At 44.4% G+C, this 26,148-nt stretch carries 31 protein-coding genes; 9 read left to right on the top strand and 22 right to left on the bottom strand.

Annotated elements, in window-relative coordinates; genetic code table 11:
- Position 1: 1 nt before the first annotated feature.
- The 17 genes from KO518_RS13845 to KO518_RS13765 form a co-directional block, all read right to left on the bottom strand.
- Positions 2 to 520 (bottom strand): virion protein, encoded by a 519-nt coding sequence (locus tag KO518_RS13845; protein WP_216026392.1) that lies wholly within the window; start codon positions 518 to 520, stop codon positions 2 to 4.
- Complete coding sequence (locus KO518_RS13840; RefSeq protein WP_216026391.1) at positions 510 to 938, bottom strand: hypothetical protein; 429 nt, start codon at positions 936 to 938, stop codon at positions 510 to 512. The genes KO518_RS13845 and KO518_RS13840 overlap by 11 nt, the downstream gene beginning before the upstream one ends.
- A complete protein-coding gene (locus KO518_RS13835) occupies positions 931 to 1,500 on the bottom strand; it encodes a hypothetical protein (protein ID WP_216026390.1) in 570 nt (189 codons plus the stop codon). The genes KO518_RS13840 and KO518_RS13835 overlap by 8 nt, the downstream gene beginning before the upstream one ends.
- Complete coding sequence (locus KO518_RS13830) at positions 1,500 to 2,138, bottom strand: hypothetical protein (protein WP_216026389.1); 639 nt, start codon at positions 2,136 to 2,138, stop codon at positions 1,500 to 1,502. The genes KO518_RS13835 and KO518_RS13830 overlap by 1 nt, the downstream gene beginning before the upstream one ends.
- A complete protein-coding gene (locus tag KO518_RS13825) occupies positions 2,138 to 3,022 on the bottom strand; it encodes a hypothetical protein (protein ID WP_216026388.1) in 885 nt (294 codons plus the stop codon). The genes KO518_RS13830 and KO518_RS13825 overlap by 1 nt, the downstream gene beginning before the upstream one ends.
- On the bottom strand, positions 3,022 to 3,402 hold the full coding sequence (locus tag KO518_RS13820) for a hypothetical protein (protein WP_216026387.1): 381 nt from the start codon (positions 3,400 to 3,402) through the stop codon (positions 3,022 to 3,024). Before KO518_RS13820 ends, KO518_RS13825 begins: the two co-directional genes overlap by 1 nt.
- The gene (locus KO518_RS13815) at positions 3,399 to 3,578 is read right to left on the bottom strand and encodes a hypothetical protein (protein WP_216026386.1); all 180 of its coding nucleotides are present in this window, start codon (positions 3,576 to 3,578) and stop codon (positions 3,399 to 3,401) included. The genes KO518_RS13820 and KO518_RS13815 overlap by 4 nt, the downstream gene beginning before the upstream one ends.
- Entirely contained in the window at positions 3,578 to 3,715 is a 138-nt protein-coding gene (locus tag KO518_RS13810; RefSeq protein ID WP_216026385.1) for a hypothetical protein, read from the bottom strand. The genes KO518_RS13815 and KO518_RS13810 overlap by 1 nt, the downstream gene beginning before the upstream one ends.
- A 9-nt stretch (positions 3,716 to 3,724) precedes the next feature.
- A complete protein-coding gene (locus KO518_RS13805; RefSeq protein ID WP_216026384.1) occupies positions 3,725 to 4,006 on the bottom strand; it encodes a hypothetical protein in 282 nt (93 codons plus the stop codon).
- A gap of 11 nt (positions 4,007 to 4,017) precedes the next feature.
- Entirely contained in the window at positions 4,018 to 4,881 is an 864-nt protein-coding gene (locus KO518_RS13800) for a major capsid protein P2 (protein ID WP_252736121.1), read from the bottom strand.
- A 291-nt stretch (positions 4,882 to 5,172) separates the two neighbouring features.
- Positions 5,173 to 5,988, bottom strand: a complete 816-nt coding sequence (locus KO518_RS13795; protein ID WP_216026383.1) for a helicase HerA domain-containing protein — start codon at positions 5,986 to 5,988, stop codon at positions 5,173 to 5,175.
- Positions 5,978 to 6,550 (bottom strand): hypothetical protein, encoded by a 573-nt coding sequence (locus tag KO518_RS13790; RefSeq protein WP_216026382.1) that lies wholly within the window; start codon positions 6,548 to 6,550, stop codon positions 5,978 to 5,980. Before KO518_RS13790 ends, KO518_RS13795 begins: the two co-directional genes overlap by 11 nt.
- Before the next feature lie 3 nt (positions 6,551 to 6,553).
- Positions 6,554 to 7,000, bottom strand: a complete 447-nt coding sequence (locus tag KO518_RS13785; RefSeq protein WP_216026381.1) for a hypothetical protein — start codon at positions 6,998 to 7,000, stop codon at positions 6,554 to 6,556.
- On the bottom strand, positions 6,993 to 7,169 hold the full coding sequence (locus KO518_RS13780) for a hypothetical protein (RefSeq protein ID WP_216026380.1): 177 nt from the start codon (positions 7,167 to 7,169) through the stop codon (positions 6,993 to 6,995). Before KO518_RS13780 ends, KO518_RS13785 begins: the two co-directional genes overlap by 8 nt.
- Positions 7,166 to 8,974 (bottom strand): replication endonuclease, encoded by a 1,809-nt coding sequence (locus tag KO518_RS13775; protein ID WP_216026379.1) that lies wholly within the window; start codon positions 8,972 to 8,974, stop codon positions 7,166 to 7,168. The genes KO518_RS13780 and KO518_RS13775 overlap by 4 nt, the downstream gene beginning before the upstream one ends.
- Positions 8,975 to 8,980: 6 nt before the next feature.
- Positions 8,981 to 9,157, bottom strand: coding sequence for a hypothetical protein (locus KO518_RS13770; protein ID WP_216026378.1), 177 nt, complete (start codon positions 9,155 to 9,157; stop codon positions 8,981 to 8,983).
- Between the two features lies 1 nt (position 9,158).
- Complete coding sequence (locus tag KO518_RS13765; protein WP_216026377.1) at positions 9,159 to 9,404, bottom strand: hypothetical protein; 246 nt, start codon at positions 9,402 to 9,404, stop codon at positions 9,159 to 9,161.
- Between the two features lie 296 nt (positions 9,405 to 9,700).
- On the opposite strand from KO518_RS13765, the gene KO518_RS13760 reads away from it, so the two are divergent.
- The 4 genes from KO518_RS13760 to KO518_RS13745 all read left to right on the top strand — a co-directional run bounded on the left by KO518_RS13760 (position 9,701) and on the right by KO518_RS13745 (position 14,644).
- Positions 9,701 to 9,970, top strand: a complete 270-nt coding sequence (locus KO518_RS13760; protein WP_216026376.1) for an XRE family transcriptional regulator — start codon at positions 9,701 to 9,703, stop codon at positions 9,968 to 9,970.
- Between the two features lie 731 nt (positions 9,971 to 10,701).
- Positions 10,702 to 13,476 (top strand): TonB-dependent receptor, encoded by a 2,775-nt coding sequence (locus tag KO518_RS13755; protein ID WP_216026375.1) that lies wholly within the window; start codon positions 10,702 to 10,704, stop codon positions 13,474 to 13,476.
- 165 nt (positions 13,477 to 13,641) lie between these two features.
- Entirely contained in the window at positions 13,642 to 13,995 is a 354-nt protein-coding gene (locus KO518_RS13750) for a hypothetical protein (protein ID WP_216026374.1), read from the top strand.
- 127 nt (positions 13,996 to 14,122) lie between these two features.
- Positions 14,123 to 14,644 carry a hypothetical protein gene (locus tag KO518_RS13745; RefSeq protein WP_216026373.1) on the top strand — a complete coding sequence of 174 codons (522 nt, stop codon included), beginning with the start codon at positions 14,123 to 14,125 and terminating at the stop codon, positions 14,642 to 14,644.
- 47 nt (positions 14,645 to 14,691) lie between these two features.
- Here KO518_RS13745 and KO518_RS13740 read toward each other — a convergent pair whose 3' ends face one another.
- Positions 14,692 to 17,679, bottom strand: a complete 2,988-nt coding sequence (locus KO518_RS13740; RefSeq protein WP_216026372.1) for a TonB-dependent receptor — start codon at positions 17,677 to 17,679, stop codon at positions 14,692 to 14,694.
- Positions 17,680 to 18,127: 448 nt separating this feature from the next.
- Between KO518_RS13740 and KO518_RS13735 the strand changes: the two genes are divergently transcribed.
- A complete protein-coding gene (locus KO518_RS13735; RefSeq protein WP_216026371.1) occupies positions 18,128 to 18,484 on the top strand; it encodes a hypothetical protein in 357 nt (118 codons plus the stop codon).
- Positions 18,485 to 18,532: 48 nt separating this feature from the next.
- Here the strand turns inward: KO518_RS13735 and KO518_RS13730 are convergent, their stop codons facing one another.
- From KO518_RS13730 to KO518_RS13720, 3 genes are all read right to left on the bottom strand, one after another.
- A complete protein-coding gene (locus KO518_RS13730; protein ID WP_216026370.1) occupies positions 18,533 to 18,892 on the bottom strand; it encodes a diacylglycerol kinase in 360 nt (119 codons plus the stop codon).
- A gap of 97 nt (positions 18,893 to 18,989) precedes the next feature.
- Complete coding sequence (locus KO518_RS13725) at positions 18,990 to 19,412, bottom strand: universal stress protein (protein WP_216026369.1); 423 nt, start codon at positions 19,410 to 19,412, stop codon at positions 18,990 to 18,992.
- A gap of 107 nt (positions 19,413 to 19,519) precedes the next feature.
- The gene (locus KO518_RS13720) at positions 19,520 to 21,148 is read right to left on the bottom strand and encodes an FMN-binding glutamate synthase family protein (protein WP_216026368.1); all 1,629 of its coding nucleotides are present in this window, start codon (positions 21,146 to 21,148) and stop codon (positions 19,520 to 19,522) included.
- A gap of 199 nt (positions 21,149 to 21,347) precedes the next feature.
- Here KO518_RS13720 and KO518_RS13715 point away from each other — a divergent pair, with 199 nt between their 5' ends.
- From KO518_RS13715 to bfr (KO518_RS13705), 3 genes are all read left to right on the top strand, one after another.
- The gene (locus KO518_RS13715; protein WP_216026367.1) at positions 21,348 to 22,934 is read left to right on the top strand and encodes a cation:proton antiporter family protein; all 1,587 of its coding nucleotides are present in this window, start codon (positions 21,348 to 21,350) and stop codon (positions 22,932 to 22,934) included.
- Between the two features lie 119 nt (positions 22,935 to 23,053).
- Entirely contained in the window at positions 23,054 to 23,530 is a 477-nt protein-coding gene (gene bfr, locus KO518_RS13710) for a bacterioferritin (protein WP_216026366.1), read from the top strand.
- Between the two features lies 1 nt (position 23,531).
- Positions 23,532 to 23,999 carry a bacterioferritin gene (bfr, locus tag KO518_RS13705; protein WP_216026365.1) on the top strand — a complete coding sequence of 156 codons (468 nt, stop codon included), beginning with the start codon at positions 23,532 to 23,534 and terminating at the stop codon, positions 23,997 to 23,999.
- A gap of 19 nt (positions 24,000 to 24,018) precedes the next feature.
- Here bfr (KO518_RS13705) and KO518_RS13700 read toward each other — a convergent pair whose 3' ends face one another.
- A complete protein-coding gene (locus KO518_RS13700; RefSeq protein ID WP_216026364.1) occupies positions 24,019 to 24,468 on the bottom strand; it encodes a hypothetical protein in 450 nt (149 codons plus the stop codon).
- A 234-nt stretch (positions 24,469 to 24,702) separates the two neighbouring features.
- On the opposite strand from KO518_RS13700, the gene ccoN reads away from it, so the two are divergent.
- Positions 24,703 to 26,136 carry a cytochrome-c oxidase, cbb3-type subunit I gene (gene ccoN, locus KO518_RS13695; RefSeq protein ID WP_216026363.1) on the top strand — a complete coding sequence of 478 codons (1,434 nt, stop codon included), beginning with the start codon at positions 24,703 to 24,705 and terminating at the stop codon, positions 26,134 to 26,136.
- Positions 26,137 to 26,148: the final 12 nt, after the last annotated feature.

Genomic DNA, 26,148 nt, shown 5'->3' with positions numbered 1-26,148 from the left:
TTCATACGTACACCCCGCCGGAAATATCAAACGTATCAGGCAACGCCGCACCAAATAGCGCCCCGTCATATACGGCCCTCTCTATCAATGCGTTACCGTACGGCTGCTGCCCGTTTTCGTGATAAATCATGGCTTTGATAATCTCAACCAACTGCGGCATAGCTGTAATGTTTTCCGTTGCCGCAATACCTGTTTTTTGTGACACGCTGGCAATATACGCCGCCGTGTTATTTTCCGTTTCCGGGGCCCATTCTGAGATTATTTTTTCTATTGTGGTATTGCCCGACAGATAACTATTTTTCATGTTATTTGCCGCCGCTCTTATTCCGTAGTGCGGCGTTTCAAACGTAGTAAAACCGCCATTTTCGCCGGTTTTACCGTTCCACGGAATGCCCACTTCACGCAAGTTAAGCGGATTATTATTTCTAATGCCTAACGGCAATTTTTCTGATTTTAATTTCATGAGCAAATACAACCCCAACGCGACCGCCACCGCCGCCGCGCTTGTTTTAACGTTCATTGATTGGTTTTTCTTCTTTCGCACCGTCTGCTAACAACTCAGCCGCTCGCCCTGTCGCGATAATATTTTGTTGCTCCAGATAGGCGATTGCCTCTTGTGTTTGCGAAAAATCCAAATCAACATACGATGATGCAATCAAATCCTCTTCAAACACTTCCAGCACTGGATCATTACTGGTCTTTATTGCGACTTTTTCAGCTGTTGTAAAACGGCGGCGAAATGCGCCTACACTGATAATTCGTATTGACTCACTGACAACCGGCACATCAACAAACGCGCCGTTTTCGTAGCGCTTACCCAACAATGATAAATCATTGCTTTGCAATTCAATCATGCTGTCATTATTAACTACACCCGACAGTGACATTACAGCCACAACAACATTATCATCATTTATCTTTGCGTAATTTTTATTCATATTCGATTAACTGCCAAGTTATTTCACACGTACCGCCCGTATAACCTTTCTCAAAGGTTATCGTTGTCGCGTTTTTCAAATACGCCGAACCTAAAAGGTTTATATTTGTAGATGAAGTAGTAGCAGCCTGCATCAACACAGCCTTATTCATATCGACCGCTGAAATTGTCAAATCCTTGCTTGTGTCGCTTGAATACAAAACATATACGCCGCGCTGAACACTTTTAACGCCGCTTTTTGTCATCAAATCAGATTGATTTGTTTCTAACGTTGTCAGCGTTGCCGCTTGTGCTGTTTGCTCTGCCTCAATATATGCCAGCTTTGCCGCCACTGCTGACAGCGCGACATCAATATCGCCGGTTTCCGACGCAACCAACGCATTAACCTCATCAACTTTTGATGATACCGCGCCGCTTTCTGAAGAAACCAGCGTTTCTATGTCTGCGCTTTCCGTTGCTACTACGCCCCGCGTTAGTTCGCCCTGGCTTGTCACATCTCCAATAATGTCTGCCGCCGCCGCCTGAATAATGGCTTTAATATTGGGTTGATTAACTACCGGCATTATTTGACCCCCGCTATTAATGATACAACCGCATCATCTGGCGATTCGTTATATGCGTAAATGTCTGTAATTGCTTCAAATTCCAGTGATGCAATTGCATCAGTAGACCCTTCAAGCACCAGACCACGCCCCGCCGTCACTGTATTTGAGCCGATACGCAACCGCGTTGTCACTGATGATATAACCTGCATAATCACTGTCCGCCGGTTTACTGCTTCAGCATCAATAATCTTAATTTTGGTTCCTGGCGGGATAGTAATATCATCAAAATCAATCAATGAATCGTGGCTCTGCGCTGTTACCGTGCCGTTTTCGACCGTTGCCGCCGCGTTAACCTGTATGGCCTCCTCAATCCTTCGGATAGTCGGTTTGTTTTCGATTGATACAGAGCCGGAGCCGGAGCCGAATATTTGTATATTGGCAATTTCGTATTCAATTTCGATAGGATCACCAGAATCATTGATGAATAAAACCTCTGTAATATTATCAAGTACATACTGACGACCAATTTTACCAATTACATTTCCAAGCGCTGGCGCATTAACGACAAATTGTCCATTTGCACCAATGACAGAAAGATATTTTGCAGGCGTTTGAATTACACGTTCTTTTCCCGCCGCAATAGTGACTATTGGCATTATTTAAACCCCCTGAACACCATTGCCGCGCCGACAAGGCCCAAACCCACAGACAAATACAAGATCATCTTACTGGCCGTTTGTGCTACTACATCTTGACCGGCTAGGGATGTACTACGCGCCAAATCTGCAATCACCTCCTTGTCATCGCTACTTTGTTCCGCAATTTTAGCGAGCACTTGCGCTGTATTTCCGCTTTGCTGACTTGATAGCGTAGTCAATGAATCGTTAAATCCCTGCGCCGTTTCGCCTAGTGTTTCTGCGTAATTCACTGAGGTTTCGCCGATCACATCAATAGCACCCGCGCCGAATTCAGACACATTTTCAAGCGCTTCATTGTATGCCGTACTGACGCTATTAATTGCATTTCCCGCCGTAGCTTGCACCGCATTCACAGCATCACTACCAAAATCTAGCGCATCATCAATAACCGCCTGATTTGCCTTTAGCGCCTCTGTACTAACGTCTTTAATTGTTTCATTGCTAGATACAACCGCATCGACCGCCTTCCCGCCAAACTCGAACGCCTGGTCTACTGTATCCCCTGCAAAATCAAACGCGCTATCAATTGCACCGCCGTCGAGTATGTTTATCGTTCCAGAATTCCCAGCCAAATCGCCTGAATTTGATATTGAATTATCAATTTCCTGCTCTATGTCTGTATTAGTATTACCCGAATCATTAATCGAATTGTCTGTCTCTCTTACCTGGGAGTAATCGAATTCCTGATCAACCTCGACATTACTATTGTATGAATCATTAACCGAACGGTCTGACTCATCTAATACAAAATCGGACGCACCAGCAAACTCACCATCGTTGACAATGTTATAGCTGGACTGAGAACTACTGGTATTACTGCTAGAACTACTTTTTCCACCCATTAGAACAACTCCAGCGTATAGACGTATTCATCTGCGCCAAACGTACGATTTTCAACACGCAATAGGCGTACCGGCAAACCGTACAACCCCTTTTTTAAATGCTCCGGCGCACGAGTATGAAAACGTATATTTTTATATCCGTTAGCCGTTGCAAATCTGAAAATTTCGTCCCGCTCTGATTTGAGATTAGACCCCACCACAGCAACAACAACCAGCGTTGCCACCTCACGCCGCAAAACAACCAACAAGCCGCCGCTTTCAGTGAGATACAAACCCGCCGCGCCTGTTTCTATTTCGTCAAACACTGTTTTCTCAGCATTGCCCCACAGCGCCGGTTTTAGCGCGTCTTTAAATTCCCGTGTGAGTGGTACTTTTTTCATTTCTTTTTCACCACCGTTAAAATAAGCAACGCGGCTAGCCCCGCAAGCATTAAGTGCGTTGTATTAATGCCGTTTGAGTAGTTAAACCCGCCGAACGTTGTACCTGTCGATTGGCTAGTATCACCTATCCCGCTTGATGCATCGCCGCCGCTTGCACTATAACCACCGCCGCCCATTACTTGATCACCTTCGTGTAAACTAAATAAGCCGCGCCGCCAACAATAACGAGATTCGTTATTTTCGACACGCCATCACTGGCAAACATGCCCCCAGCGAACCCCGCCGCCAGTGCGATTACTGGTATTAATGGCATAAATACCCCCTACTTCAAAAGCAACACAACGGCAAGTAACACGCCACCACCAATCATGGCTGTTTGCGCGTTAATAGCAAAACCGCTACCCGCGCTGTTATGCTGACTTGCTACATCATCGCTAGTGCCTGATGTATTCCCAGTCGTGCCCGTTTGCGTTGCTTGCGCTTGCTGGGCATCATCGCCACCGCTCCAGCCGTACGCCCAATCACCTACGGCATTTTGGGCAGCACCGGAAACCGTTTCCCATGCGCCCTCGCCGAATTCTGTCACCGAGTCCCAAAAATCCATAAACGCCCCCGTTACGCGATACGATCAAAACCGTCTACGAATGTGCGTATTGCCCCTGGCCCGTCAACCTCGAATTCAAAATTCAGACCTTCAGTAGTAATTGCATCATTTGCACCGAAACCGAACTGAATAAAATCAATCAGCAAAAAGCCTGGCACTGATACCGCATCCGCGTAGCGACTATTCCCAAAATCAATATCACTTCTCGTCATCTCTCGAATGACTTTTGCGCCACGTTTTACAATAACGCGTGAGATAGAAACTTCGGATTCATCAAGAATTAATCGCTGCAACGAACGGTTAACGCTGCCAGAGGGAAAAATCCAGTCATGCTTCCCCGCCGCCGCTGAAATTTGCGTCAATTCGTACTGAATAGGTAAAAATTTACGACCACCTCCAGCAACGTTCGCCATTGGATTTTCCGACATGTAGCCCTTTGCTTTGAGCGTAGGTACCGCAGGATCATGATTTGCACTATCCGCATCAGTGGTATTTCGCGAACCGAACTCAACTTTTAGCGTAACATCATCAAAAATTGATGTAGCAAGCGCGGTTTTATAAATACCCTGCGGACTGCGGCACTCGAATTTTGCGAGATTTAAAACCAGACGGCCGTCCGCTTTATGTTTTGCATAAAGATCATCAATCAGGTTTAAAATTTTACCGGACGGTGAAACGATAGGCGTACCGCCTATATCAATCGACACTTTTTTAATTGTGTCTTTGTTTTTTAGATTAGTTTCCAGTTCCAGACCGTGAAACACCATCCCAGCGCGTAATTTTATTGCCCATTCTTCGTTATATCCCGAACCAGCCGGACTGGCGCACTGAAGCATAGCTGGCATGATTGCTAAAGCAATTGCTGATGCATTCATAATATTAATCCCCCTTAGCCGATCACGTCTTCAACTGCATCAACGTTATTTGACGCCCACACCACCGCCGCTGATACTGCTAATGCAATACCCGCAAACATTAAATAATCTTTTTGTTTCTTACTCATCTCTGCACCTAAAAAAAATAAATTAAAATAAAGCGGCTACAATCTAAGCACAGCAACTTATAAACATGTCAACACCTATTGACTAAAATATATAATTCGTTTTGTAAAATTCAGGCATAAAAAAACCGCGCAATTGCACGGTTTTTCTGACCTGTTTGTAAAATCAAACTAATTTATATACGCCTAATTTATCCAGCCGCCTTTGCTCTGCATTCCATTTTTTACGTAAATTTGCAGCCGGTTTTACATACGCCGCTACTTTTTCATGCACCCCGACCGACTCAGAAAATAGATAATGCACTTTTGTCCTCACCATTTCATCAAGCCCTTCATGATACATTTGCAACGCTTTATTATTTGCGGCCAGTTCTACCATATCGGCGCGACTACACCCCACCGCGTCAACACATCGCGCTATATCATTTTCATATCCCTGCGCCCCAATGACTTTACGCGGCGAATTTCCCCAAATTGTTTTGGATATAGTCGCGGAACGCTGAAACACCGCAATACCGCGCAAACCGAATTTACGTCCCCCCGTCCATATTTTTCCTATCGTGGTATTGTCATCGGCTGTACTTTCGCAATACTCCCCGTATTCCTCAAAAACAGAATATAAAACGCGGTTTCCGTCTCCCGCCGCCCAGACCAATTTCGCAAACCATTCAGCCGCATTTTGTAACTTTTGTTTGCTTTCTTTTTCCGTCCGTCCCTTTGTGTCTGGACAGTAACCCAGCGCGAACGGCCTACCACTATTCCACGCTTTTATAAATGTTTTTGCAAAATTGCGCTGTGTTTTGTATTGATATACGCGCCGCCCTGCAATTTTATTGTGTTCTCCATGCGGATCAAAAATTACTACAGGATATTTATCAGGTATTAACCCTAAAGCGTTTAACGCTATGCCCTTACCCGCGCCCGTCATCATACATACAGCCGTATGCATGGCGTTTCTTGCCGTATTGGGATTAATCGCCACTTTGTAAAATCTCCGGCTCCGGCTCCGGCTCCGGCTCCGGCTCCGGCTCCGGCTCCGGCTCTGGCATCATCTTGCTAAATTTTTTGTTTTGCAAATACAGCGACCCGCCCAACCCGACAAGCCCCGCCGCCGCGAAGATTTCCGGCATATACGATTCTTCGTCAATATCACCGGTCAACTGTTCAATGTAATTTTTAACTGTGTTGCCGTATTTCATTACCAGCGGTGTGCCCAGCGTTGCAAAAATGGTCAACTGGCCTTTGCTGATTTTTAGCGGCTTTCCGGTTTGCTCTTGTGCAAATTCAACGATTTTAATTACTCCAAATGTTGCCATTTGCGCGGCTTCGTCTTTTGGCATTACTGACAAATCCGAAACTGTTTCAACACTATCAACTTGTTCATTCTGCGCCTTTGTTGCTTCTCCGATCAGCGCGTCAAGTTCCGCGTTATGCTCATTGTAACCGCCGTCCGGCAACGGCTCCGGCTTAGCTTCCTGAACCTCTGTATTGCCATCTACCGGCAACGGCTCCGGCACTAGCTGTGATTTTTCTGTATTTTCCACGTTTTACCCCTTTGTTTTTCTAAATGCAGCCAAACCCAGACCCGCACTAATTAGCGCAACCGCTAACGCCGCAACATAACCTACATATGTTTTTTCTTGCCCTGGTACCTGGCTTTTTTCCTCATCTGGTACCTGGCTTTTTTCCTCATCTGGTACAAAATCAGATAATTCTATACTTTCCGGCACTGACTCCGGCTCTGGCACTGACTCCGGCTCTGGCACTGACTCCGGCTCTGGCACTGGCTCCGGCTCTGGCATCATCTCAACCGGAAAGCTCCCCAGCTCCCCGAACGGCTCTTTTTCCATCGTTTCCCACAACGCCGAATCTTTGCGAGTAGTCAACCCGCCGCAACCATCGACACAATACAAATAGCGCAAACGTTTACCGTTTTTTTGTCTGCGAATCTCAGCTATTCGACCGCATTTTGGGCAAATACATTGCTTATTCATCTTTTATCAACTCCACCATCAAATGGTTAAATTTGCACTGCAACGCGGCCAATCGGGTTAAATTTTCTTTAATTTTCCCCATTTGCAAACCATTTATTTTCGCTGTTTCCAGCGTTAAACGTGTGATTTCGTCTGCCATCGCTGACAACTGCGCCGTTTTATTACTCACTCTAAACCCCTTACAAAAAGTGTGTTCTCTTTAAACTCAAAAACCCTATTCCCTGCAGTCACTTTGTGCCCCCTGGCAATTATCGGAACAAAATATTCACTTAAACCCGAATTTGTTACTGCACGGGACAGCCTGTCATCATCCCCCGTACAGTTAGTGACAGTACTCCAAGTAAAACCGCTGTCGCGGTTTTTTAATTGCGCCTTACGGCGCTCAAGGCGGTACCGGTTTACTCGCGTTTCAATATTAAAGCCCTGAAAAACCAAACCGGCTATTTTTCTGATTTTTTCACCCAGTTCATTTTTTACAGACCCATAGCGCAAACGAACCGGATTTTCCTTTAACAGTTTTGTAAACTCTGCCCATTTCGCAGAATCGGCGGCACGGCGTATCTTTTCAAACACATCATTTTCAAATTCTATTTTCAGACGCCGCAACTCGCGCCACACCGTAACCGGCGCAGCTCCGAAAAATTGAAATTGTCTTATTTTCCAACAGTTAGCCCACGCCGTAACGCGCTCTATACCCTCATCAATTGACGTATTACCCGTTTCAAAGTCCGGCTGATTTTGCAGTCCCGCACCGTCAACGTTTTTACTAATATATTTCGCTATATAGCCCGTTGCACTACCCTTACTGCGATCAATTTCTTGTATATCAAACCGCGGCTTGATGTTAATCACTCCCTTTTTATTGATCAGCTCGCCTTGCTCATGCTCACACGCATAGTTCGCCATGATTTTTTGCATATTGCTTTTTTGCTGCGGACTGACAAACACTAGCATATGCCAATGCGGGCACGAATCCGCGTGAGGTTCAGCAACACGAACACCGAACCATTCAATACCCGCGCGTTTAATAGCAGCACGGCATTTTGCCCATTGTTCTACTAAGTACGACTGCGTTTGTTTTGCAGTGCTTCCATTATATTTTTTGCTATTCGGATGATATTTACTTGGAGCTGTCCACGTCACGAAATAAGAGACATATCCAAAATCGTCCGCTAAATCTTCGAGACCGCGACACCTAATCATTAACTCAATACGGCGCTTTTCTGGCGCTGAACTGGTCGCGTTTACAATGTCTTTCAGGGAATAGCGTTCTTCTGTGTCTTCGTCTACGAGTTCCATTTGTTCTAGATAATCCGCGTTTTTTCTCTGTTGATTTCTCCAGTTCTGCACAGTGCGGTTACTTGCGTATATCTGCCGGTTTTTCCTGACTAGCCCGATCAACACGGCAACATGCTCGTTAATCTGCTCACGCATACGCAATAAGCGTCTTTCCCACCATTCTGGATCAGTCATTCTCATGATTGCTGCGGCCTGTGCGTCTGTTTCTGTTTCAGCATCACGTAACGGAACCGATAAGCCCCAGCTACTAACAAAATCCGAAATTAAATCAAAGGCGCGTTTCATATTCTGTTCATAGTCCTGCGTTGATTCCTGATCAACAAAATCATTCAATTTTGACTTGCATGTATTCGCCGCTGATATAGCCAGTTCGCCTAACACTTTGTCATTGTGTAGCGCTCTGAGATCATCAAAACAACATGTATCCAGATAACGCCTAACGCTATCAGTTGCCTTTCTTATAAATATATTGGCGGCACGGGTAGGATTTAGCGCAGTTTCACTGCGGTATTTTTTGGAATATTCATCAATGAGTGTTCTGCCTATTGGGTAAGGGATACCCTCCAATCGCCCATTGATGAATTGACGTGCAGATTTAACGTTCTTGGCAAAATCCGTGATAGTGGCCGTATGCCACTGCAAAAGCCGCCGCCGCTTTTTAACTTCGTGCCGCATGGGGAATCACCTCCCCAATGCGATTGATTGCGCCTTTCTGATACGCTCCAGCAATTCGAGCTTTTCTTTTACACGGCTTTCTCTCTTTGCTGTATCCGTAAATAACGCTTCGCGAATGGCGGCAATGTGTTTTTTTGCTCTAGCTTTATCCTGCGGCGTAATACGCAAACAAACATCGTTCACGTTATACCCCCGCTCTTGCTAGTTGTATTTTTTCACTTAAAGAAACCGCTGTTTTTCTCTGCCTCTGCCATTTCATTTGTTGACCCCGCGCCGCAATCATAGATAGGTTCTGATAACGTCTAGCCGCCGCAATAAGCTGTTCATCTGTTTCTGATAGAACTATTTCCAAAGCTGCATCTGCTAAATCCTGCGGAATAAAACCCGCACCGGTGACACATTCAATACAATTCAAAAAATCTTTATTCATTTTTCCGTTCCGTGTGGGCTTTCCGTTTGAGATGGCCGCCGCCCCTTGCAAAAGACGACGACCGAACGGAAAAGCGTTAATAAATCGTTAATTCCCAGTTCAGGGAATGGCGGCCAAAATGACCGCCTGATATTAAGGAGATGCACACCAACAAAATGAATATTGCGAGTAAACAGGTTGCTAGTGCGGTATTAAGAATAGTCAAGCCGGATCACCATAGTCAAGCCCCTGAAACGTTGATTGCACATGACGCATGAACTATTCTAATCAAGCGAGTAAACAGGAGATTGTCAAAAATGAATACAACCCTAGATCTTATAGATACCCTCAAAGCCGCGTATAACCTGCCTTCTGATTATGCCGTAGCAAAAAAACTTGGTATTACACGCTCTGCCGTTAGCAGATACCGTTCAAGTGGCGCAACTCTTGACGATTGGTTAGCTATTGAAGTGGCCGAGCTTTTAGAGCGCGACCCCTTACAGACATTGGCTTGTGTTAAGTATGAAAGGGCAATAAAAATGAACGACAAAAGACTTTGTAATTTTTGGAAACAATACGCCGCGTAACCTGTGGATATCTCACGCATATTGACATAGAAAGAAACCGCTAAACCGCGCCACATAAGGTTTAGCGGGATTTTAAATTGTTAAAATGTATATTATGTTAAATTAAGTATTGTTTTATCTCAGTAGCATTTACTTTGCTGTCTTTTCAAAGATTGCAAATACAACCATTGCCCTCACACCAACTCCTATGAAATATAAAGCGCGCAATCTATTTTGGATAAAGTTTTAACCGTAACTTGGTTGACGGCCAGTGTTTTGCTCATCGAGATGAATGTTATGTGGAATGCATAGCCTGGTTCGCAGAAAGTTGTTGGCATGTCACGAGATGTTGCGTTATTTCTTCTAGGTGGTATGGCCAAACTGGCTAATCGTCATCGCAGATGATCCACCCCGTTTTGTAAAAGAGCCTAGCTCCCACCATGTATTTGTTAAGTCTTAACCCAATACATCAAATTATTGTTCAAAATAACCTTATCTTGTAAATTTTTTGTTGCCATGCCACTTTCTTGGGTTTATAGTGAATTGGTAATGCCAAAATGCAAATATGTATTTGTATATCGAAAAAACATGGCTTAGGGGCGTTATTAATTGTTCGAACTGCAATATTGGCTTTACCAAATAATTTGCATTTATAAGCAAAAAGCTCATTGAACAACGGCTTCTTTATATTTGAGAAACCAAATTTATTTTGGGTTTTCAAGTATCACTCATTCAATATAAGGAACGAGAAGATGTATAAAAATAATAGTAAAACCCTGCTGAGTGTTGCGGTTGCCTCCGCATTACTCGGCCAATCATATCAGGTACTAGCCCAGGAACCCACATCTCCAGAAGATACTGAAATTATTGAAGTTACAGGGTTTCGTTCGTCACTTATAAAAGGTCGTGACCTGAAGCGCAGTTCAGCAGTATCACAAGACACTATCGTGGCTGAAGACATTGCGGCTTTTCCAGATTTGAACCTCGCTGAGTCACTGCAACGCGTGTCCGGGGTTACAATTACTCGTGAAGGTGGAGAAGGACGACAAATATCACTGCGAGGTTTGGGGCCTGATTTTACTCGGGTGGAAGTAAACGGGATGGAGGCATTAGGTACATCAGCAACAACCCTGGATGCTAAAGATGCGTTCAACAAGCGCAGTTTTGATTTTAATGTTTTCGCGTCAGAGTTATTTAGCCAGTTGGATGTAAAGAAATCCTACTCTGCCGATACGGAAGAAGGTGGTATCGGGGGCACGGTTGGATTGCGTACAGCTAAGCCTTTTGACTACGACGGGTTTACCGCGGTGGTGTCTGGTCAGGCCGGTACCAATACCAATACAGATTCCTTTGATCCTCGCACAGCCTTTTTGATCTCTAATACGTGGAACAACTTTGGTGCATTGGTATCCGTTGCCTATTCTAAGCGCGAAAATGAAGAATATGGAATTAATACTACTCGTTGGAGAAAACGCGCAGATGCAACAGCCGCAGCGGGTATAGCTGACCCTACTCTAGCTTCACAGGTTGAAAATGGTGACATCTGGTTCCCACGGGGAATTCGAAATAGCAGTTGGTTCGGCGATCAGGAACGTTTAGGTGTGACCGCGTCAGTTCAGTACAGACCCAGTGACGATTTTAGTCTTACTTTTGACGCGCTATACGGCAAGTTAGAAAGCGATAAATCGGAACACCACTTAGTCAATACATACAGTTTGCCAAGTAACCACGACATCACAGCACTTACTTTAGAAACGGTGAATGGCGATGGCCCTACTACAGATGCCGGTGGTGACATCCAAATGGTTTCAGGTACCTTTGTCGCCAATGATCAAAGTCTTCGAACGGAAACAAGAAGAGATTTGGACGATAGTGAGTTCAAAAACTTCGTACTGTCGGGTGATTGGTACATCAACGATGATTTGAGCATGTCTTTTCTTGTCGGGACAGCAACTTCCACCTTCGACCGGCCACAAAGTGACAAGGCCTATTTGCAAAATAGAGCTGACGCTACCCCGATTGAATTTACCATTGATTGTTCCAGTTTTGAGTGCACGAGAGAGTTTGCTAGTTTCGATCCCACAAATCCGGATAATTGGGAATTCAGAGAGCTCAGGTTTGAAGAAAAGTACATCGATAATAGTTTTGACAATATTCAAATTGATTTTGAGTATGCATTAACCGATGAAACTACATTAACATTCGGTATCAACAGTAAAAAATTTGAAAACAAAGTCACATCTTTGCGCATCGATAAATCGTCGCAACTTACAGAATTGTCGTCATCGTATTTGTCAGATAACACTATAGGCTCTGGTGGTGTGGCTGTTACGCCCTTTTCCCAACAAGGTGGTATGTCCTGGTTATTAGCTGACTTAGACAGTGCCCAGTCTTATTACGGTTTATCTAATCTTAATTTGTTGCAACTGCGAGATTCAGGCTATGCAGATACTATAAACTCCCGCTCAGTACCCGATGGAAAAACAGAAGAAGATACCTTTGCTTACTATGCGCAGGTAAATTTTGGATTTGATGTTGGTGATATGTTTTTACGTGGTAATGCCGGTGCTCGCCACTACAGTACTGATGCAACAGGGCGCTCAGGAGATATCGTTGAAGAGATAAGCTACTCCGGTACTCTGCCCGCTATTAACTTAGCGTTAGAAATTAACGACGCCATGATAGTCAGAGCCAGTGCTGGAAAAAACATTTCTAGACAACCATTAAGTGCACTAACGCCAACCAATGCTATTCGCGGTGACCAAAATATGGATATTCGGGGTGGCGCGCCTAACCTCAAGCATATGGAGTCCACTGATTTAGAAGCTTCGTTTGAATGGTATTTCGAGGAAAATGTTGGTTATTTTGCCGTAGCGTATTACCAGAAAACCATTGATGACTTTATCACAGAGTTTTCCCGACCAGTGGTCTTTAGTGATACGGGGTTAGATCCTGCTCTTCTGGAAGGTATACTCGATGAAAATGGCAATCAAACAACGGCAAATTCCGTATTTGATCTCGAAGGTACCATCAACATTGATGAGGCGGAGTTTTCCGGTATTGAGTTCAGTTTGGAGCGAGATTTTGATTTCCTTCCCGGAACATTGAAAAACGCAGGTATTCGCGCCAGTTACACCATGTCAGATGGTGATACTGTTTATCCGAATGTGCAGTCTTCAGGTAATGATTCCAAGAAAAACTTCATAGGCCTTTCAGAAAGCAGCTATAACGTTACCGTTTACTATGAAACAGAAGTATGGGGTGCACGCATTTCTCAAACTTACCGTGACGATTATATTACTCGCGTAGAAGTTGGGTTAGCGGATGAAGATGAGCGCGGTTTTCACGGTAGCACATTTGTAGATTTTGCCGGTTTCTACAATGTGAGTGAGGATCTGAAAATTACGCTTAAAGCCAACAACCTTACAAACGAAAAAGAAGAGCTATACAGTGATTCCAGTGATCGTATGTATGCAGTATTACAAAATGGTCGAAACTTCTACCTAGGTGCTACATATCAATTTTAACTAATCTAAGCCCCTGATCAAAGGGGCTTTTCCCCACTCCCATGTTACGCGTAACCAATTTCCGTGTGGTTTTTATTTTGTTTTAAGTTCTTAGCATTACAAGGTTGACAGTTGTCAATCCGCCGCGCATCATTGACGCTTTTATTCCCATCTTTTCTCTGAATCATGAAAAATATACTCATACTTTCAGCCATTGTCGTGCTCAGTGCCTGTCAGCCCAGCAATAATATGGCTGGATTAGACAGGGTTTATTTGAAGCCAGTGTCTGTGGATTGTGTTGGTGAAGTTGTGAGTGACCAGGTATTTGTCGATGAATTTTCCAAGGATAAGCTGGTTTTTCACTTTTACATTGATGGTTATAAAGCAAGAATGTTAAACAAGACCATAGATGGAAAATTGTCTGGCTATGCAGTTACCATAGATGGTATGCAAAAAGGCGATGAACCCAACACGTTCTACAAAAAAGTAAAAGCGCGGGAAACAACGATTTTCAACGCCATTGTTGAACGTTGCTATTGACTCATTATCTAGTCTAGTAGCTGAGATTGACACTTAACAGATCTCACTCATTCCCCCTATTTTTGCTTGAACCACTATTTCGGTACTGTAGCTACAAGCCAATGGTTCGAGATTACGCTAACCTGACATGATACAAAATGTTAACTACATCTTATCGTCTCCCAAAATCGAAGTATTAAGTGCGCAATTACCCGAAGAGGTTTCAGACATGACCGCAGATATCCGTTTATATGGATTGTCAGAAATAGCGATCACTACGATGAGCTCAATGCAAACCACGAGTGAAGATCACGCTCTATTAATGATGGAATTTCTTGATGAGTTGGGCAAAAGTTCACCGGGTGTAGCCATTAAGGATATCAGTGTTCTCTACAATTCGGTTCCGACTACAATACATGGCGACATGGCATTTTTAGCTTTCTCATCCCAGGACATTGAATCAGGCGAAATAGCAGGTAAGGCCAATGTTGGACTAAATGTATCTATTGGAAAAGAGGTTGACACCGCCCTCCCCCAATTTGCACCTATGTTAAAACATTATATGCAAGCGGGGTTTGTCATTAAAGACGAAGAACAAAACTACATTTCAGATATTACGGTGAAAGACCGCTCGCTTTCAGCCAACGACAATACGATTCAACAGTGTTAATCGTATATAAAAAAACCGCCCCCCGGCGGTTTTTTTAACTAGATGTTTTAAAACTGCATAATAAGAGACAATTGCAGTCGTCTTGGGTTGTAGTAATCACGTGGCTCAGCAAAACTGTCTGCCGTGACATACGGGTCGTAATTATAGCCCGTTTGCTTGTCAAACACGTTAAACAAGTCCGCACGGAACTTGACGGTGTAATCACTGATAACCCAATCTTGTGTGTAGTTCAGATCAAGTTGCCAATGACTTGCGCCGCGTCGGCTACCTGCAGGCTCTGCAAAACGGCTTGTACTTGATGAGAAGCCATACAGTGAACCATCCCAGGCGTTCCACGCTTCGCCCGACTGGAAGATAAAGTAGGCACCAATATTGGCTTCCCAATCTGTGGTGTAATAACCAAACACCTTCACTTTATGGGGCTTATCTGCTGCCAATTTGCCGTAACGGAAATCCCACGGCATACGACCGCGTCCATCACCATAATATGACGAACCGATAAAGTTGTTGGCATCATTGGTTGTCGTAGTGTTGTCTTGGTCGAAGTTACCATAGTAGTGACTCCAGGTATAAGACGCGTTCACATAGGTGCGCTCACCAAACCACTCCAGCTCTGAACTCCATTCCCAGTACTTCGTTTGTCCGCCATCAACCTCTGCAATAACATAAGAAGATCCGCCAACCTCAGCACGTAACTCATCTAAGTTATCGATATACAAGCCTTTCGCTGCAATGTCCGCAGGTACCGAACCGCCCTCGTAATCACCATAGAGACGCGCACCATTTGGCATATCTTCCCAGAAGTGACTACCATAACGGAATCGAACGTGGGAACGAAGCATCAGGCTGTTGCTCAATGCTCGGGTCGTACCTAACGTGTACTCATCAATGCGACGTGGGCGCATATTGTCGGCAAAGAATTTACCAGATGAACCTGGTTTCGCCCCGGAATCAAGATAATTACCTTGCTCATCAAATTGAACTTCAATGGTTGCACGGGAGTTTCTGTCCCAACTCGCTGCACGCGCTAACGATGAAGCATTCGGGTTATAGCTGGCATAATTGGCAAACACAGTGCTTTCATCATCATATTCCCAGGTTACACCTAGACGGGGCTGAATCATGTCTTTCCAGTCGGTGGAATACATTTCGTATTCGTGACCAGGTGCATTTTCGAAGCCAGATACGTTGCTGCTGTTTTCACGCAACCCCTGGCCATAGAGGGTGTCTTTTGAAACGAGAACACCAATGTTATAAGTAAAGTCGCCATGTTCGATGGTGTCATTGATCTCAAAGTTAATGGTTTCGGATGTAGACACAATGGACGGTGTTTCGGAACCGTCAACACTCAGGCTCATTTGCTGAACATCAGCAACGTAATAGGCACCTGGGAATTCGTCGTCTACGCCGCCCACATATTTTATGGAGCCCCAACCATTGGACAAGCGAACTAAATCTTCGGAGATTTCTTCCCATTTTGCGGCAACATGAATAGTGTGATAGGTATCACCCAAGGCTTTTTCCGTGTCAAATGCAAGTTCGAAACTCTCCCGTTCAAAGGATTGACGATTATATGTTGAATAGGCGCCAACACCACCACCGCCTGCGCGTTGCCCATCGTCACCGATGTAGCCATATTCATTGATAAGGGGTAACGCGCCTGTATTGAACTGGATATCTTCGTTCGTTAACTCGGCATCATCCCGCAAACCAGGAACATTGAAGTAGCCCATTTCGTCTAAGCGAGCTACATCAAGCGTACCACCAAGCGAAGGTACGACACTGGTTAACTGTACATCGGGGGTGTCGATAAAGTCTTCTTCATACTTGCCGTATTTAAATGACAAACTGGACTCATCAAATAACCAGGAACCATCAACGGAATAAATACTGAGGTTTGACTCAGAACCTACTGATACCGAATCGGCTTCAAATTCACCAATCGAAGAACCCGATACGGTGCGCTCCGAATCTCGTAGGCTGGCATTAAGCAAAATATCATCGGTGGGAGCCCAGGTTAACTTACCAAAATATTCGTTTCTTTCACTTTCATAATCTTTGGTTGGTCCATACGCAGTTTCTTTGCTGCTGCCGTCTACTTCCGGACGGTAAAAAGAACCATAGAAGAAAAGTTCGTCTTCAATCAGTGGCCCACTTACCGAGGCAATGATCCAACTCTGATCCGTATCTTGAATTACGCCATCTTTGGGTGTTGCTGAGAACGAAGAAGGCTGAATGCGGTATTCAAGACTGCCATGAAATTCGTTGGTACCTGATTTAGAGACCGAGTTAACTGAAAAACCACCAGAGCGGTTAAAGCCAATGGCTTTTGCGCCACCGCGGTCAACCGAAACACTTGCGATATCATGGGTAGATGGCTCAGAAGAAAGGTTACCAAACATGGGCATAGATAAATCTACGCCATCAAAACCGTAACTGTTGTCAGCCCCAGATCCACCCGCTGATGGGCCAAGCGTGCCGTTTTCAGAGTACTCGACCCCAGGCAGAATTTTCAGCATATCGCGATAAGTTTGTCCCACCGGCAGAGACTGAATAACTTCGGCGCCAAAAGAATTGGTTAAAGATGAATCACCCGTGGTAACAAATGGGCTACCGGTAATAGTAATCACTTCAGTATTGTCTGGTGAGTAAACAAAGTTAATCGAAGAAGTTTGTTCAAGGAGAACGCGGGCTTCAAACTCTTTGGTTTGACCATTAGGGAGCTTAAACGACACCGTGTATTCACCCGGTAGCAAAAATGGCATAGTAAACGAGCCATCTTCACGGGTTGTCGCTGTTCTAGGCTTGGGCATGACCGAACTGGTTGCTGTTACTTCAATGCCAGCTACATTCGTTGTTGAATCACCAGCCTCGACCTGCCCTTTGATACTACCAGTTTGTTGTTGTGCCATAGCAGGAGCTGAAAGCACAGCAGTTGCTAAACAAAGGGGCGCAATAACATTAACGGGGTTCCAAGACTGACGAATTTGCTTGCTTAAATAGCGTGCAGCAAAACGTGCTTTTTCCTTTCTCATAGTGTCACCTGTTGTTGTGTTCTGTTTTTTACTGGAACGTTACGTTTTTATTATGTTTGAACATTTAACCGCCAGCAGCAGGCTTCGTCAAGAATAGTTTGTTCGCCAAAAGCCATTCATTTGTAATATTTTATATTATTTGAAGGTACCACTTGTTTTTTCCAATCGCCATTACTGCCGAGCAGAATATACGTGCAGACATACTCATATCAGAGGTTTACCCTGCTATTGACAGCGATAAATACAACTTGATTTTGTCCCTTTGCGCATTTTATCTATAGCCGGGAGTTATAGTCCGTGGAATGAAAGGAATGCAAGGTATTTCTAGGGAATTGATGCAGATTTTTTATTCATCAATATGAATACACAATGAATTAAAGATAACAGAAACGAATAGAACTTTTTTCCGGCTATGTGCGTAACAATCGCAACAACGGAGGATATTATCATGTCTTGTGAAATGAAAACGCAGCACGCCAAATTGCTAGCGCAGATCGTTACTCAATCGTCACAGTGGTCTCTGCAACCAGAGAAAAAAGCGCCGTTTAAGTCAATCGACGATGCGTTTCAATATTTTGAGTCCCACAATGAGCCTTTGTACATTCGCGTTCCCGTTTCAAACAAGCGTGAAGACGAGCTGGTGAAAGTATGCAGCCAAGGTGATGATGTATGCTTTGAAACTGTAAGTCTGGAGAATACCAAGCAAGCGAAAATTCATCATTCTCATTTAAAGCTCATCGAAAGTACGGTGACTGATTTGGTCAACGCTCAACTTCCCGAGGGAGAAAAAGCAGCTTCATTTTAGCGCTGGATTCAACTGCAATGGTTTGCTATGCCTGTGAAGTTGTAATAATTAAAGTAATAAGATCATTGCCCAACTCAATGTTGCCAGGACAATAGCGACAAACACAGCCGCCGAGGCAATATCTTTGGTTTTGCGAATAAGTTCGTGGAACTCGATACTCACCTTGTCTGCCAGCGCTTCAATGGCAGTATTGAGGAGCTCGGTAATTAACACCAAGAATAAGCTACTGATTAAAATTAACCTTTCAGCCGTCTCAGGGGTAACAAAAAAAGCGGCAGGTATAAGAAAAAACATGACGGCTAATTCCTGTCGGATAGCCGCCTCACTATACCAGGACGCTCTTAACCCGTTTAGGGAATACAAGGTCGCGTAATACATTCGTTTGAAGCCCTTTTGTTTTTTTATCATACAACTGAATTCCGGCTAACAACACACTGAGAAAATAATATGACCGCTTTCACTGAGGCGACTTGCGTATTCTAGCAGTTAAACTACCGCAGTAATGTTACACCTTAACAGCAAGTACATCCGTTTTTACTCCGTGCAATACGGCGTTTGCCGTGGAACCTAATAACAAACGCATTCCACTGCGCCCGTGGGTACCAATAACAATGAGATCAGCCTTCAGTCGCTCTGCTGCTTCGTGGATCTCTTCAGCCGCCGCCCCTACTACCACATGGGTATGAGAATGAGGAATGTTGTGATGATTGGCAATGGATTCCAGTTTGCGCTTGGCCTGCTGGCAAATTTCATCAGAATAATCAGTTTCTAAAAACAAGCCATAGGGTTCTATACTGGTTTGTGGATATACGACATAGAGTAAATTAACCTTAACACTGGTGCCTGCCACCTGAACCGCGCGCTGTACAACTGGTTCGTAATCAGAGTAAATATCAATTGCTACTAGAATTGCATCGTAAGATTGCATAAAGCGTTCTCCTGTATGAAGTCAGTTATGCAGTAGCGTCAATGTCGTCGCTGCTACTCTGATACGCTAACCGATGATAAAGATCAAAAGCTTGATTAACATCAAATTTACACTGCTTTTGTTTCTTCGTCGATCGTTGACAACAGGCTTTTAGGAATAAAGCTACTCACACATGCTTCCTTAACGTGTAACGCAAAGCGCTCTGGTATGTCATCAGACAAAAGAACACCGCGTTTAATGTGGGGAAAAATTTCATCGTATCGGCGTACGTCCTGTTGGTTAACACGGCGAAAAATGTGAGTGCGATTTAGAGCTGAGTGGTCTCCATGCCCCGTAGACGATAAGATATCAAGAAACGCATGTATGGTTTTTTTGTGAAAGCGATAAACACGTTCGTATTTATCTTCAACAACCAGTCCTCGTGCAAGGGAGGGATTTTGAGTTGCCACGCCGGTAGGACAGGCATTAGTATTACACGACAAACTCTGAACACACCCAAGCGCCAGCATCATTCCCCTGGCACTATTACATAGATCAGCCCCCAGACTCATATTCTTGACCATATCAAATGCAGTAATAATTTTTCCCGACGCAATAATTTTAATGTGCTGACGGATGTCATATCCGGTTAAACAATCATCGACGAACGCCAGTGCTTCACGTAGTGGAAAACCAATGGAATTTGTATATTCCAATGGTGCTGCGCCAGTTCCTCCCTCGCCGCCGTCTACAGTGATAAAGTCTGGCATTATCCCGGTTTCTTTCATTGCTTTGCAAATAGCTATAAATTCACTTTTTCTACCCAGTGATAATTTAAACCCCACCGGTTTACCACCACACAACGCCCTCAATTTCTTAATAAAAGCCATCATTTCCAACGGTGTCGAGAAGGCTGTATGTCTGGGTGGGGAATCCACTTGTGTGTAGGGCTCGACACCTCTGACACGGGCAATTTCCGGCGTATTTTTATGCGCTGGTAAAATACCACCGTGGCCCGGTTTGGCACCTTGACTTAACTTAATTTCTATCATTTTGACATTGTCGTGACGAGCTTTGTCCGCAAACGCCTGTTCGTCAAAATCTCCATTTTCATTTCGGCAACCAAAGTAGCCTGTTCCTATCTGCCAAACAATATCACCGCCGTGTTTCAGGTGATAAGGTGTCAGCCCCCCTTCACCGGTATTGTGGTAAAAATGACCTTTCGCCGCCCCTTTGTTTAAGGCTTCTACCGCATTGCCACTTAGCGCACCAAAACTCATTGCTGAAATATTGAGAATGCTGGCGTTGTATGGATGTTGACAAGCCGGACCACCAATTCGCACGGTTGGATGTTCACCCATTTCATTCATGTCCATTGCGGACAGTGAGTGACCAATCCATTCGTAACCAGGCTGATAGGTATCGAGTTGGGTGCCATAGGGTGCGGAATCTAACGCATCCTTTGCCCGCTGATAAACAATGGCCCGATGCATCCGACTAATTGGCTTGCCATCGGTGTCCGACTCAAGAATATACTGTTGGATAAACGGCCGTAGCGCTTCTATTGCCCACCGAGCACGTCCTATAAGCGGGTAATTTTTAAGTATTGCGTGACGATTCTGCACAACGTCCAACAGCGCAATAACACTCATTATTCCTGTAATGACTAACAACCAGATAAGGCCATGCCAAAAAAAGGCAGCAACTGCGCTCAGAGAAACAGCAGATACTAGTATCGTTAAAATTGTTTTGTGCATAAGAATGCGAGCCTGGAAACGTGGATAATGGTATGTTTTGAAGAGTACAACAGGATCAGCCTTGTTTCACGGTAACTCGCCCTTTTCTTCTAACAGCCCAAAGTACACGATTCCCGTAACGCTGCAATTTACAAACGGAAAAATCTAACGCATTCTAATTGCATTGTTGTTTCCCCTCAATAATTTGAGCACGTAGTACATGGAATATCTTTTTCTTCTTTTTGCTTTTATCTGTGGCCTGTCAGTGAAAATGGCAGGTGTGCCTCCTCTGGTTGGCTATTTACTTGCAGGTTTTATCCTTAATGCAATGGGTTATGCAATGACTGATTCGTTGCAGTCTATCGCAGATCTCGGCATTACCATTATGCTCTTTACCATTGGTCTAAAACTCAACATAAGAGATTTAAGTAAGCCTGAGGTTTGGCTTGGGAGCGTAAGTCACTCGCTGATATGGGTTGGCGTTATTGCGGGTTTACTGTACGGGCTGGCCTTCCTATTTTCTGCATTTTTCGGCGATCTTTCGCTGCAAAGCGCGTTACTTATTGCCTTTGCCCTGAGCTTCAGCAGCACAGTATGTGTTATCAAGGTATTGGAAGAAAGTGGCGAAAGCAAAACCCGACACGGCAGACTGGCTATCGGTATTCTTGTAATGCAAGACATCTTTGCAGTACTTTTTCTTGTGGTTGCAACCGGAAAAATACCCTCTGTATGGGCGCTGGGGTTGTTGGCTGCATTTCCACTTCTCCCGCTGCTCAACCGCATCATAGACCAATCTGGTCACGGCGAGTTGCTTCCCCTAACTGGCTTTGTTCTTGCGTTAGGAGGTTATCAGGTATTTGATTTGGTAAACATAAAAGGCGATCTGGGTGCGCTTCTGACAGGTGTGCTACTTGCCAGGCATCCAAAAGCGACCGAGTTATCAAAGTCTTTATTATCATTTAAAGATTTGTTTTTAATTGGTTTCTTCTTGTCCATTGGTCTTACCGCTCTGCCCGATTCTACCATGATCGTTACAGCGATTGTGTTATGTGGATTCCTGTTTATTAAATCTGCACTTTTTTTCACTCTGTTTACCCGTCTCAAATTGCGCGCACGTACCAGCTACCTCACTTCACTAGTGTTAAGCAACTACAGTGAATTCGGTTTGATCGTAGGGGCCTTGGCGGTGAGTCTAGGCATGCTTGCTCAGCAATGGCTGGTTGTGCTTGCCCTTGCTGTATCACTTTCCTTTGTGATTACCAGTTTGCTGTACCGAAACAGCCACAACCATTACCTTAAAATTAAAAAGGACATACAAAAATTTGAAAAGCCCCAGCGCCTTAAAGAAGATGTATACCCCGTGATCACCCAGGCAGAATTTTTGGTTATTGGTATGGGTCGAGTGGGCACGGGGGCATTTCACTCGCTGCACAAACTTGCAGATAACGCTGTGTGGGGAATGGACGCAGACAGGTCGAAAATACAGTTGTTGCAAAAACAAGGTCTTAACGTCATTTGTGGCGATGGTGAAGACGTAGATTTGTGGGATAACCTTGATGTTTCAAGAGTAAAACTGGTGTTGCTTGCCCTGCCTTCAATTGACGATGCGGTAAACATTACAAGGCAACTAAAGTTTTCCGGTTACCACGGCAAAATTGCCGCCATTGCCAGATATGAAGATGAAGTTGAACGTCTGTTGGAGAGAGGAGTAGACAAGGTATTCAACTTCTTTACTGAAGCTGGCCTCGGTTTTGCCGAAGAATCATTGTCTTACGTCAATGAAGAAACTCAACGTACGGCTGAATAGTAAAAGAGGTCGTACTGGGAATTGTTATCATTATTATCCCATTGTTTTATAAAGGTTTTTCTTTGACTATTACCAGGTTAAGTCCTATACTTATGCAAAATTAAATGAAGGGGCTGGCTATGAAAGGCGACAAGCAAGTCATCGTTAAGCTAAACGAAATACTTACTATTGAGCTCACATCCATTAACCAATATTTTTTGCATGCGCGAATGTTTAAAAATTGGGGATTTGGCGAGCTCAACGAGAAGAACTACAAGAAGTCTATTAAAGACATGAAGCAGGCAGATGAGATTATTGAACGCATTCTGTTTCTTGAAGGCCTGCCGAATTTGCAAGCATTGGGTAAACTTTATATCGGTGAAGAGACTGCAGAAATGCTGCAATGTGATAAGCGTTTTCAAATCGAACAACTTCCTGTACTTCGCGAAGGGATCAAACTGTGCGAGGAAAAACAGGATTACGTCAGCCGGGACATGCTTGAATCCATTCTTGAATGTGAAGAAGACCACTTAGATTGGTTAGAAACACAGGAATATCAAATTGACACTATGGGTATGCAAAACTACCTGTTAAAACAAGTAGAGGGAGGCGAGTAAGATGAAAGGTAATAAATCAATCATTAGCGCTCTCAATGAGTTATTGTCGTACGAGCTCGCCGCTATGGATCAGTATTTCATTCACTCCCAGATGTATCTCGACTGGGGGTTAAGCAAACTGTATGAACGCATTAACCACGAATTTGACGATGAGCGTGGTCATGCTACTAAGTTAATTGAACGTATCCTGTTTCTGGAAGGTGAGCCTGATATGGTTACGCGCACGGGATATTTGCGAGGCGCGGATGTCCCGGCAATGCTGGAAAGTGATCTACGAGTGGAATACGAGGTTGACGCAAAGTTGAAAGAGGTCATCGCGCTGTGTGAGTCGGAAAAGGACTACGTCACCCGAGACATGTTAGTTGAACTACTTGATGACACAGAAATGGACCACGCTCATTGGTTGGAACAACAACTCGGTCTCATTAAAAAACTAGGGCTGCCCCTGTATATGACTAGCCAGATGTAAAAAGACAATGCCCTGCTCGTCAGGGCATTTTTGTATCGAAAAAAAAGAGGTATGGTTGATTGCTGTTTTTCACGTACATCACCATTTTCCAACGCATTACTGGTTCGCTGCAGACCCCCAACATAAACCATCCCGACCATATGCCCGGCTCTGTTTTCTCCACTAATACCGGTACCTTGCCCATGTACATATTCACGCCCTCTATCCATACACTGTCAATGTCCATAAATGGCGGTAAAGAAAAGTTAACTGTAATGGACGCTTCCACTTCCGGTATACTGGAAAACGTCGATAAAACAACGTTATCATTGTGGTTTATCTGGCAAAGGGAATTGACAAATTCGCATTGATTAACTAAACCCATGGAGGTGTCGTTGTCTGTCTTGCCCTCTCTCAGTGCGAAGAAAGCGATAATGACCGCCAGAAACAGCGCAAAAGCGATGTATCCTTGTTTTTTTACTGGTATCATAGATGTTAATAAACGGTTGTAACTTAAAAAAATTATTGCAACGTTTGACGGAGATCAAACGCAACTAGTTTACGATATCTTTTTCTTAGCAAAGAACTTATTATCCTGTTACCAATTTGCTGTAACGACAAAACTATATCACCACTGGACGTGTTTTTGCTAAATCGCTCACAGACATATCCATAGTGACACAAATTGGAAACCCATTTATCTTTGAAGTGGAATAACAATCAAATGAGTGAAATAAGCCAAGCACAACCTGACTATAACTATAAAGTGGTCAGGCAATTTACCATCATGACTATTGTCTGGGGTATTATTGGAATGGGGTTAGGGGTATTTATTGCTGCGCAATTATTTGCCCCCGCGCTAAATTTCGATACTCCATGGCTCACCTTTTCAAGGCTGCGCCCTCTGCACACCAATGCAGTAATTTTTGCATTTGGTGGTTGTGCGTTGTTTGCAACGTCGTATTACATCGTGCAGCGCACATGTCAGGTCCGCCTGTTTAGCGATAAGCTCGCTGCTTTTACTTTTTGGGGGTGGCAGGCAGTAATTGTGCTCGCTGTGGTTACCCTGCCCTTTGGGTTAACCAGCACAAAAGAGTACGCCGAATTAGAATGGCCTATCGATATCCTTATCGCTTTGGTGTGGATAGCTTACATTATCAACTTTTTCGGTACTCTGGTTATACGCAAAGTGTCGCATATTTACGTTGCAAACTGGTTTTTAGGTGCATTTATGCTCACCGTTGCCGTCTTGCACATTGGCAACAGTATGGCTATTCCCGTTTCGTTTACAAAGTCTTACTCTTTGTATGCCGGCGCAGTGGATGCGATGATGCAATGGTGGTACGGCCACAACGCCGTAGGCTTTTTCCTCACTGCTGGCTTCTTGGGTATGATGTACTATTTCGTACCTAAACAAGCTGGGCGCCCTGTTTATTCTTACCGATTGTCAATTATTCACTTCTGGGCACTTATTTCTCTTTATATTTGGGCCGGACCTCACCACCTTCATTACACGGCACTGCCTGACTGGACTCAGTCACTGGGCATGGTGATGTCCGTCATTCTCTTTGTTCCGTCCTGGGGTGGTATGATCAATGGTATTATGACCTTGTCAGGCGCTTGGCATAAACTCAGAACAGATCCAGTTTTGCGTTTCTTAATTGTTTCCTTGTCTTTCTACGGAATGTCGACTTTTGAAGGGCCAATGATGGCGATTAAAACAGTTAATGCCCTCTCTCACTATACAGATTGGACAATCGGACATGTTCATTCAGGGGCACTGGGTTGGGTTGCCATGGTTTCAATCGGTTCAGTTTACCACCTCATTCCCGTGTTGTTCGGGCAGCGGGCTATGTACTCCACCACGTTGGTTAATGTTCATTTTTGGCTTGCCACTATTGGCGTCGTGCTTTATATCGTCGCCATGTGGATATCGGGCGTTTTACAGGGCTTAATGTGGCGTGCAGTAAATGCAGACGGTACCTTAACCTATAGTTTTGTCGAGTCACTTGAAGCGTCTAAACCCTTCTACGTTGTTCGCTTTATTGGTGGGGTATTTGTGGTTGTTGGTATGCTGGTCATGGCGTACAACACTTGGAAAACCATTCGTGCCCCCAAAGGCAGTATCGCGGCTGAACCAGCAGCTCAGGCAGCGTAAGGAGGACATGAC

Source organism: Aestuariibacter sp. A3R04 (assembly GCF_018860805.1).
In the GTDB taxonomy this organism is placed as follows: Bacteria; Pseudomonadota; Gammaproteobacteria; order Enterobacterales; family Alteromonadaceae; genus Alteromonas.
The sequence above is the reverse complement of the archived record's forward strand: the minus strand, read 5'-3'. Positions and strand labels throughout refer to the sequence as shown.

What these genes read in the sequence shown, in the direction of transcription:
- KO518_RS13840 (WP_216026391.1), bottom strand. Translation starts at nt 938, where the DNA reads ATGAATAAAAATTACGCAAAGATAAATGATGATAATGTTGTTGTGGCT.
- KO518_RS13810 (WP_216026385.1), bottom strand. Translation starts at nt 3,715, where the DNA reads ATGCCATTAATACCAGTAATCGCACTGGCGGCGGGGTTCGCTGGGGGC.
- KO518_RS13825 (WP_216026388.1), bottom strand. Translation starts at nt 3,022, where the DNA reads ATGGGTGGAAAAAGTAGTTCTAGCAGTAATACCAGTAGTTCTCAGTCC.
- bfr (WP_216026365.1), top strand. Translation starts at nt 23,532, where the DNA reads ATGAAAGGTAATAAATCAATCATTAGCGCTCTCAATGAGTTATTGTCG.
- KO518_RS13735 (WP_216026371.1), top strand. Translation starts at nt 18,128, where the DNA reads ATGTCTTGTGAAATGAAAACGCAGCACGCCAAATTGCTAGCGCAGATC.
- KO518_RS13760 (WP_216026376.1), top strand. Translation starts at nt 9,701, where the DNA reads ATGAATACAACCCTAGATCTTATAGATACCCTCAAAGCCGCGTATAAC.
- ccoN (WP_216026363.1), top strand. Translation starts at nt 24,703, where the DNA reads ATGAGTGAAATAAGCCAAGCACAACCTGACTATAACTATAAAGTGGTC.
- KO518_RS13800 (WP_252736121.1), bottom strand. Translation starts at nt 4,881, where the DNA reads ATGAATGCATCAGCAATTGCTTTAGCAATCATGCCAGCTATGCTTCAG.
- KO518_RS13730 (WP_216026370.1), bottom strand. Translation starts at nt 18,892, where the DNA reads ATGATAAAAAAACAAAAGGGCTTCAAACGAATGTATTACGCGACCTTG.
- KO518_RS13845 (WP_216026392.1), bottom strand. Translation starts at nt 520, where the DNA reads ATGAACGTTAAAACAAGCGCGGCGGCGGTGGCGGTCGCGTTGGGGTTG.
- KO518_RS13765 (WP_216026377.1), bottom strand. Translation starts at nt 9,404, where the DNA reads ATGAATAAAGATTTTTTGAATTGTATTGAATGTGTCACCGGTGCGGGT.
- KO518_RS13805 (WP_216026384.1), bottom strand. Translation starts at nt 4,006, where the DNA reads ATGGATTTTTGGGACTCGGTGACAGAATTCGGCGAGGGCGCATGGGAA.
- KO518_RS13740 (WP_216026372.1), bottom strand. Translation starts at nt 17,679, where the DNA reads ATGAGAAAGGAAAAAGCACGTTTTGCTGCACGCTATTTAAGCAAGCAA.
- bfr (WP_216026366.1), top strand. Translation starts at nt 23,054, where the DNA reads ATGAAAGGCGACAAGCAAGTCATCGTTAAGCTAAACGAAATACTTACT.
- KO518_RS13700 (WP_216026364.1), bottom strand. Translation starts at nt 24,468, where the DNA reads ATGATACCAGTAAAAAAACAAGGATACATCGCTTTTGCGCTGTTTCTG.
- KO518_RS13815 (WP_216026386.1), bottom strand. Translation starts at nt 3,578, where the DNA reads ATGGGCGGCGGTGGTTATAGTGCAAGCGGCGGCGATGCATCAAGCGGG.
- KO518_RS13725 (WP_216026369.1), bottom strand. Translation starts at nt 19,412, where the DNA reads ATGCAATCTTACGATGCAATTCTAGTAGCAATTGATATTTACTCTGAT.
- KO518_RS13830 (WP_216026389.1), bottom strand. Translation starts at nt 2,138, where the DNA reads ATGCCAATAGTCACTATTGCGGCGGGAAAAGAACGTGTAATTCAAACG.
- KO518_RS13755 (WP_216026375.1), top strand. Translation starts at nt 10,702, where the DNA reads ATGTATAAAAATAATAGTAAAACCCTGCTGAGTGTTGCGGTTGCCTCC.
- KO518_RS13785 (WP_216026381.1), bottom strand. Translation starts at nt 7,000, where the DNA reads ATGAATAAGCAATGTATTTGCCCAAAATGCGGTCGAATAGCTGAGATT.
- KO518_RS13775 (WP_216026379.1), bottom strand. Translation starts at nt 8,974, where the DNA reads ATGCGGCACGAAGTTAAAAAGCGGCGGCGGCTTTTGCAGTGGCATACG.
- KO518_RS13745 (WP_216026373.1), top strand. Translation starts at nt 14,123, where the DNA reads ATGATACAAAATGTTAACTACATCTTATCGTCTCCCAAAATCGAAGTA.
- KO518_RS13835 (WP_216026390.1), bottom strand. Translation starts at nt 1,500, where the DNA reads ATGCCGGTAGTTAATCAACCCAATATTAAAGCCATTATTCAGGCGGCG.
- KO518_RS13715 (WP_216026367.1), top strand. Translation starts at nt 21,348, where the DNA reads ATGGAATATCTTTTTCTTCTTTTTGCTTTTATCTGTGGCCTGTCAGTG.
- KO518_RS13750 (WP_216026374.1), top strand. Translation starts at nt 13,642, where the DNA reads ATGAAAAATATACTCATACTTTCAGCCATTGTCGTGCTCAGTGCCTGT.
- KO518_RS13720 (WP_216026368.1), bottom strand. Translation starts at nt 21,148, where the DNA reads ATGCACAAAACAATTTTAACGATACTAGTATCTGCTGTTTCTCTGAGC.
- KO518_RS13820 (WP_216026387.1), bottom strand. Translation starts at nt 3,402, where the DNA reads ATGAAAAAAGTACCACTCACACGGGAATTTAAAGACGCGCTAAAACCG.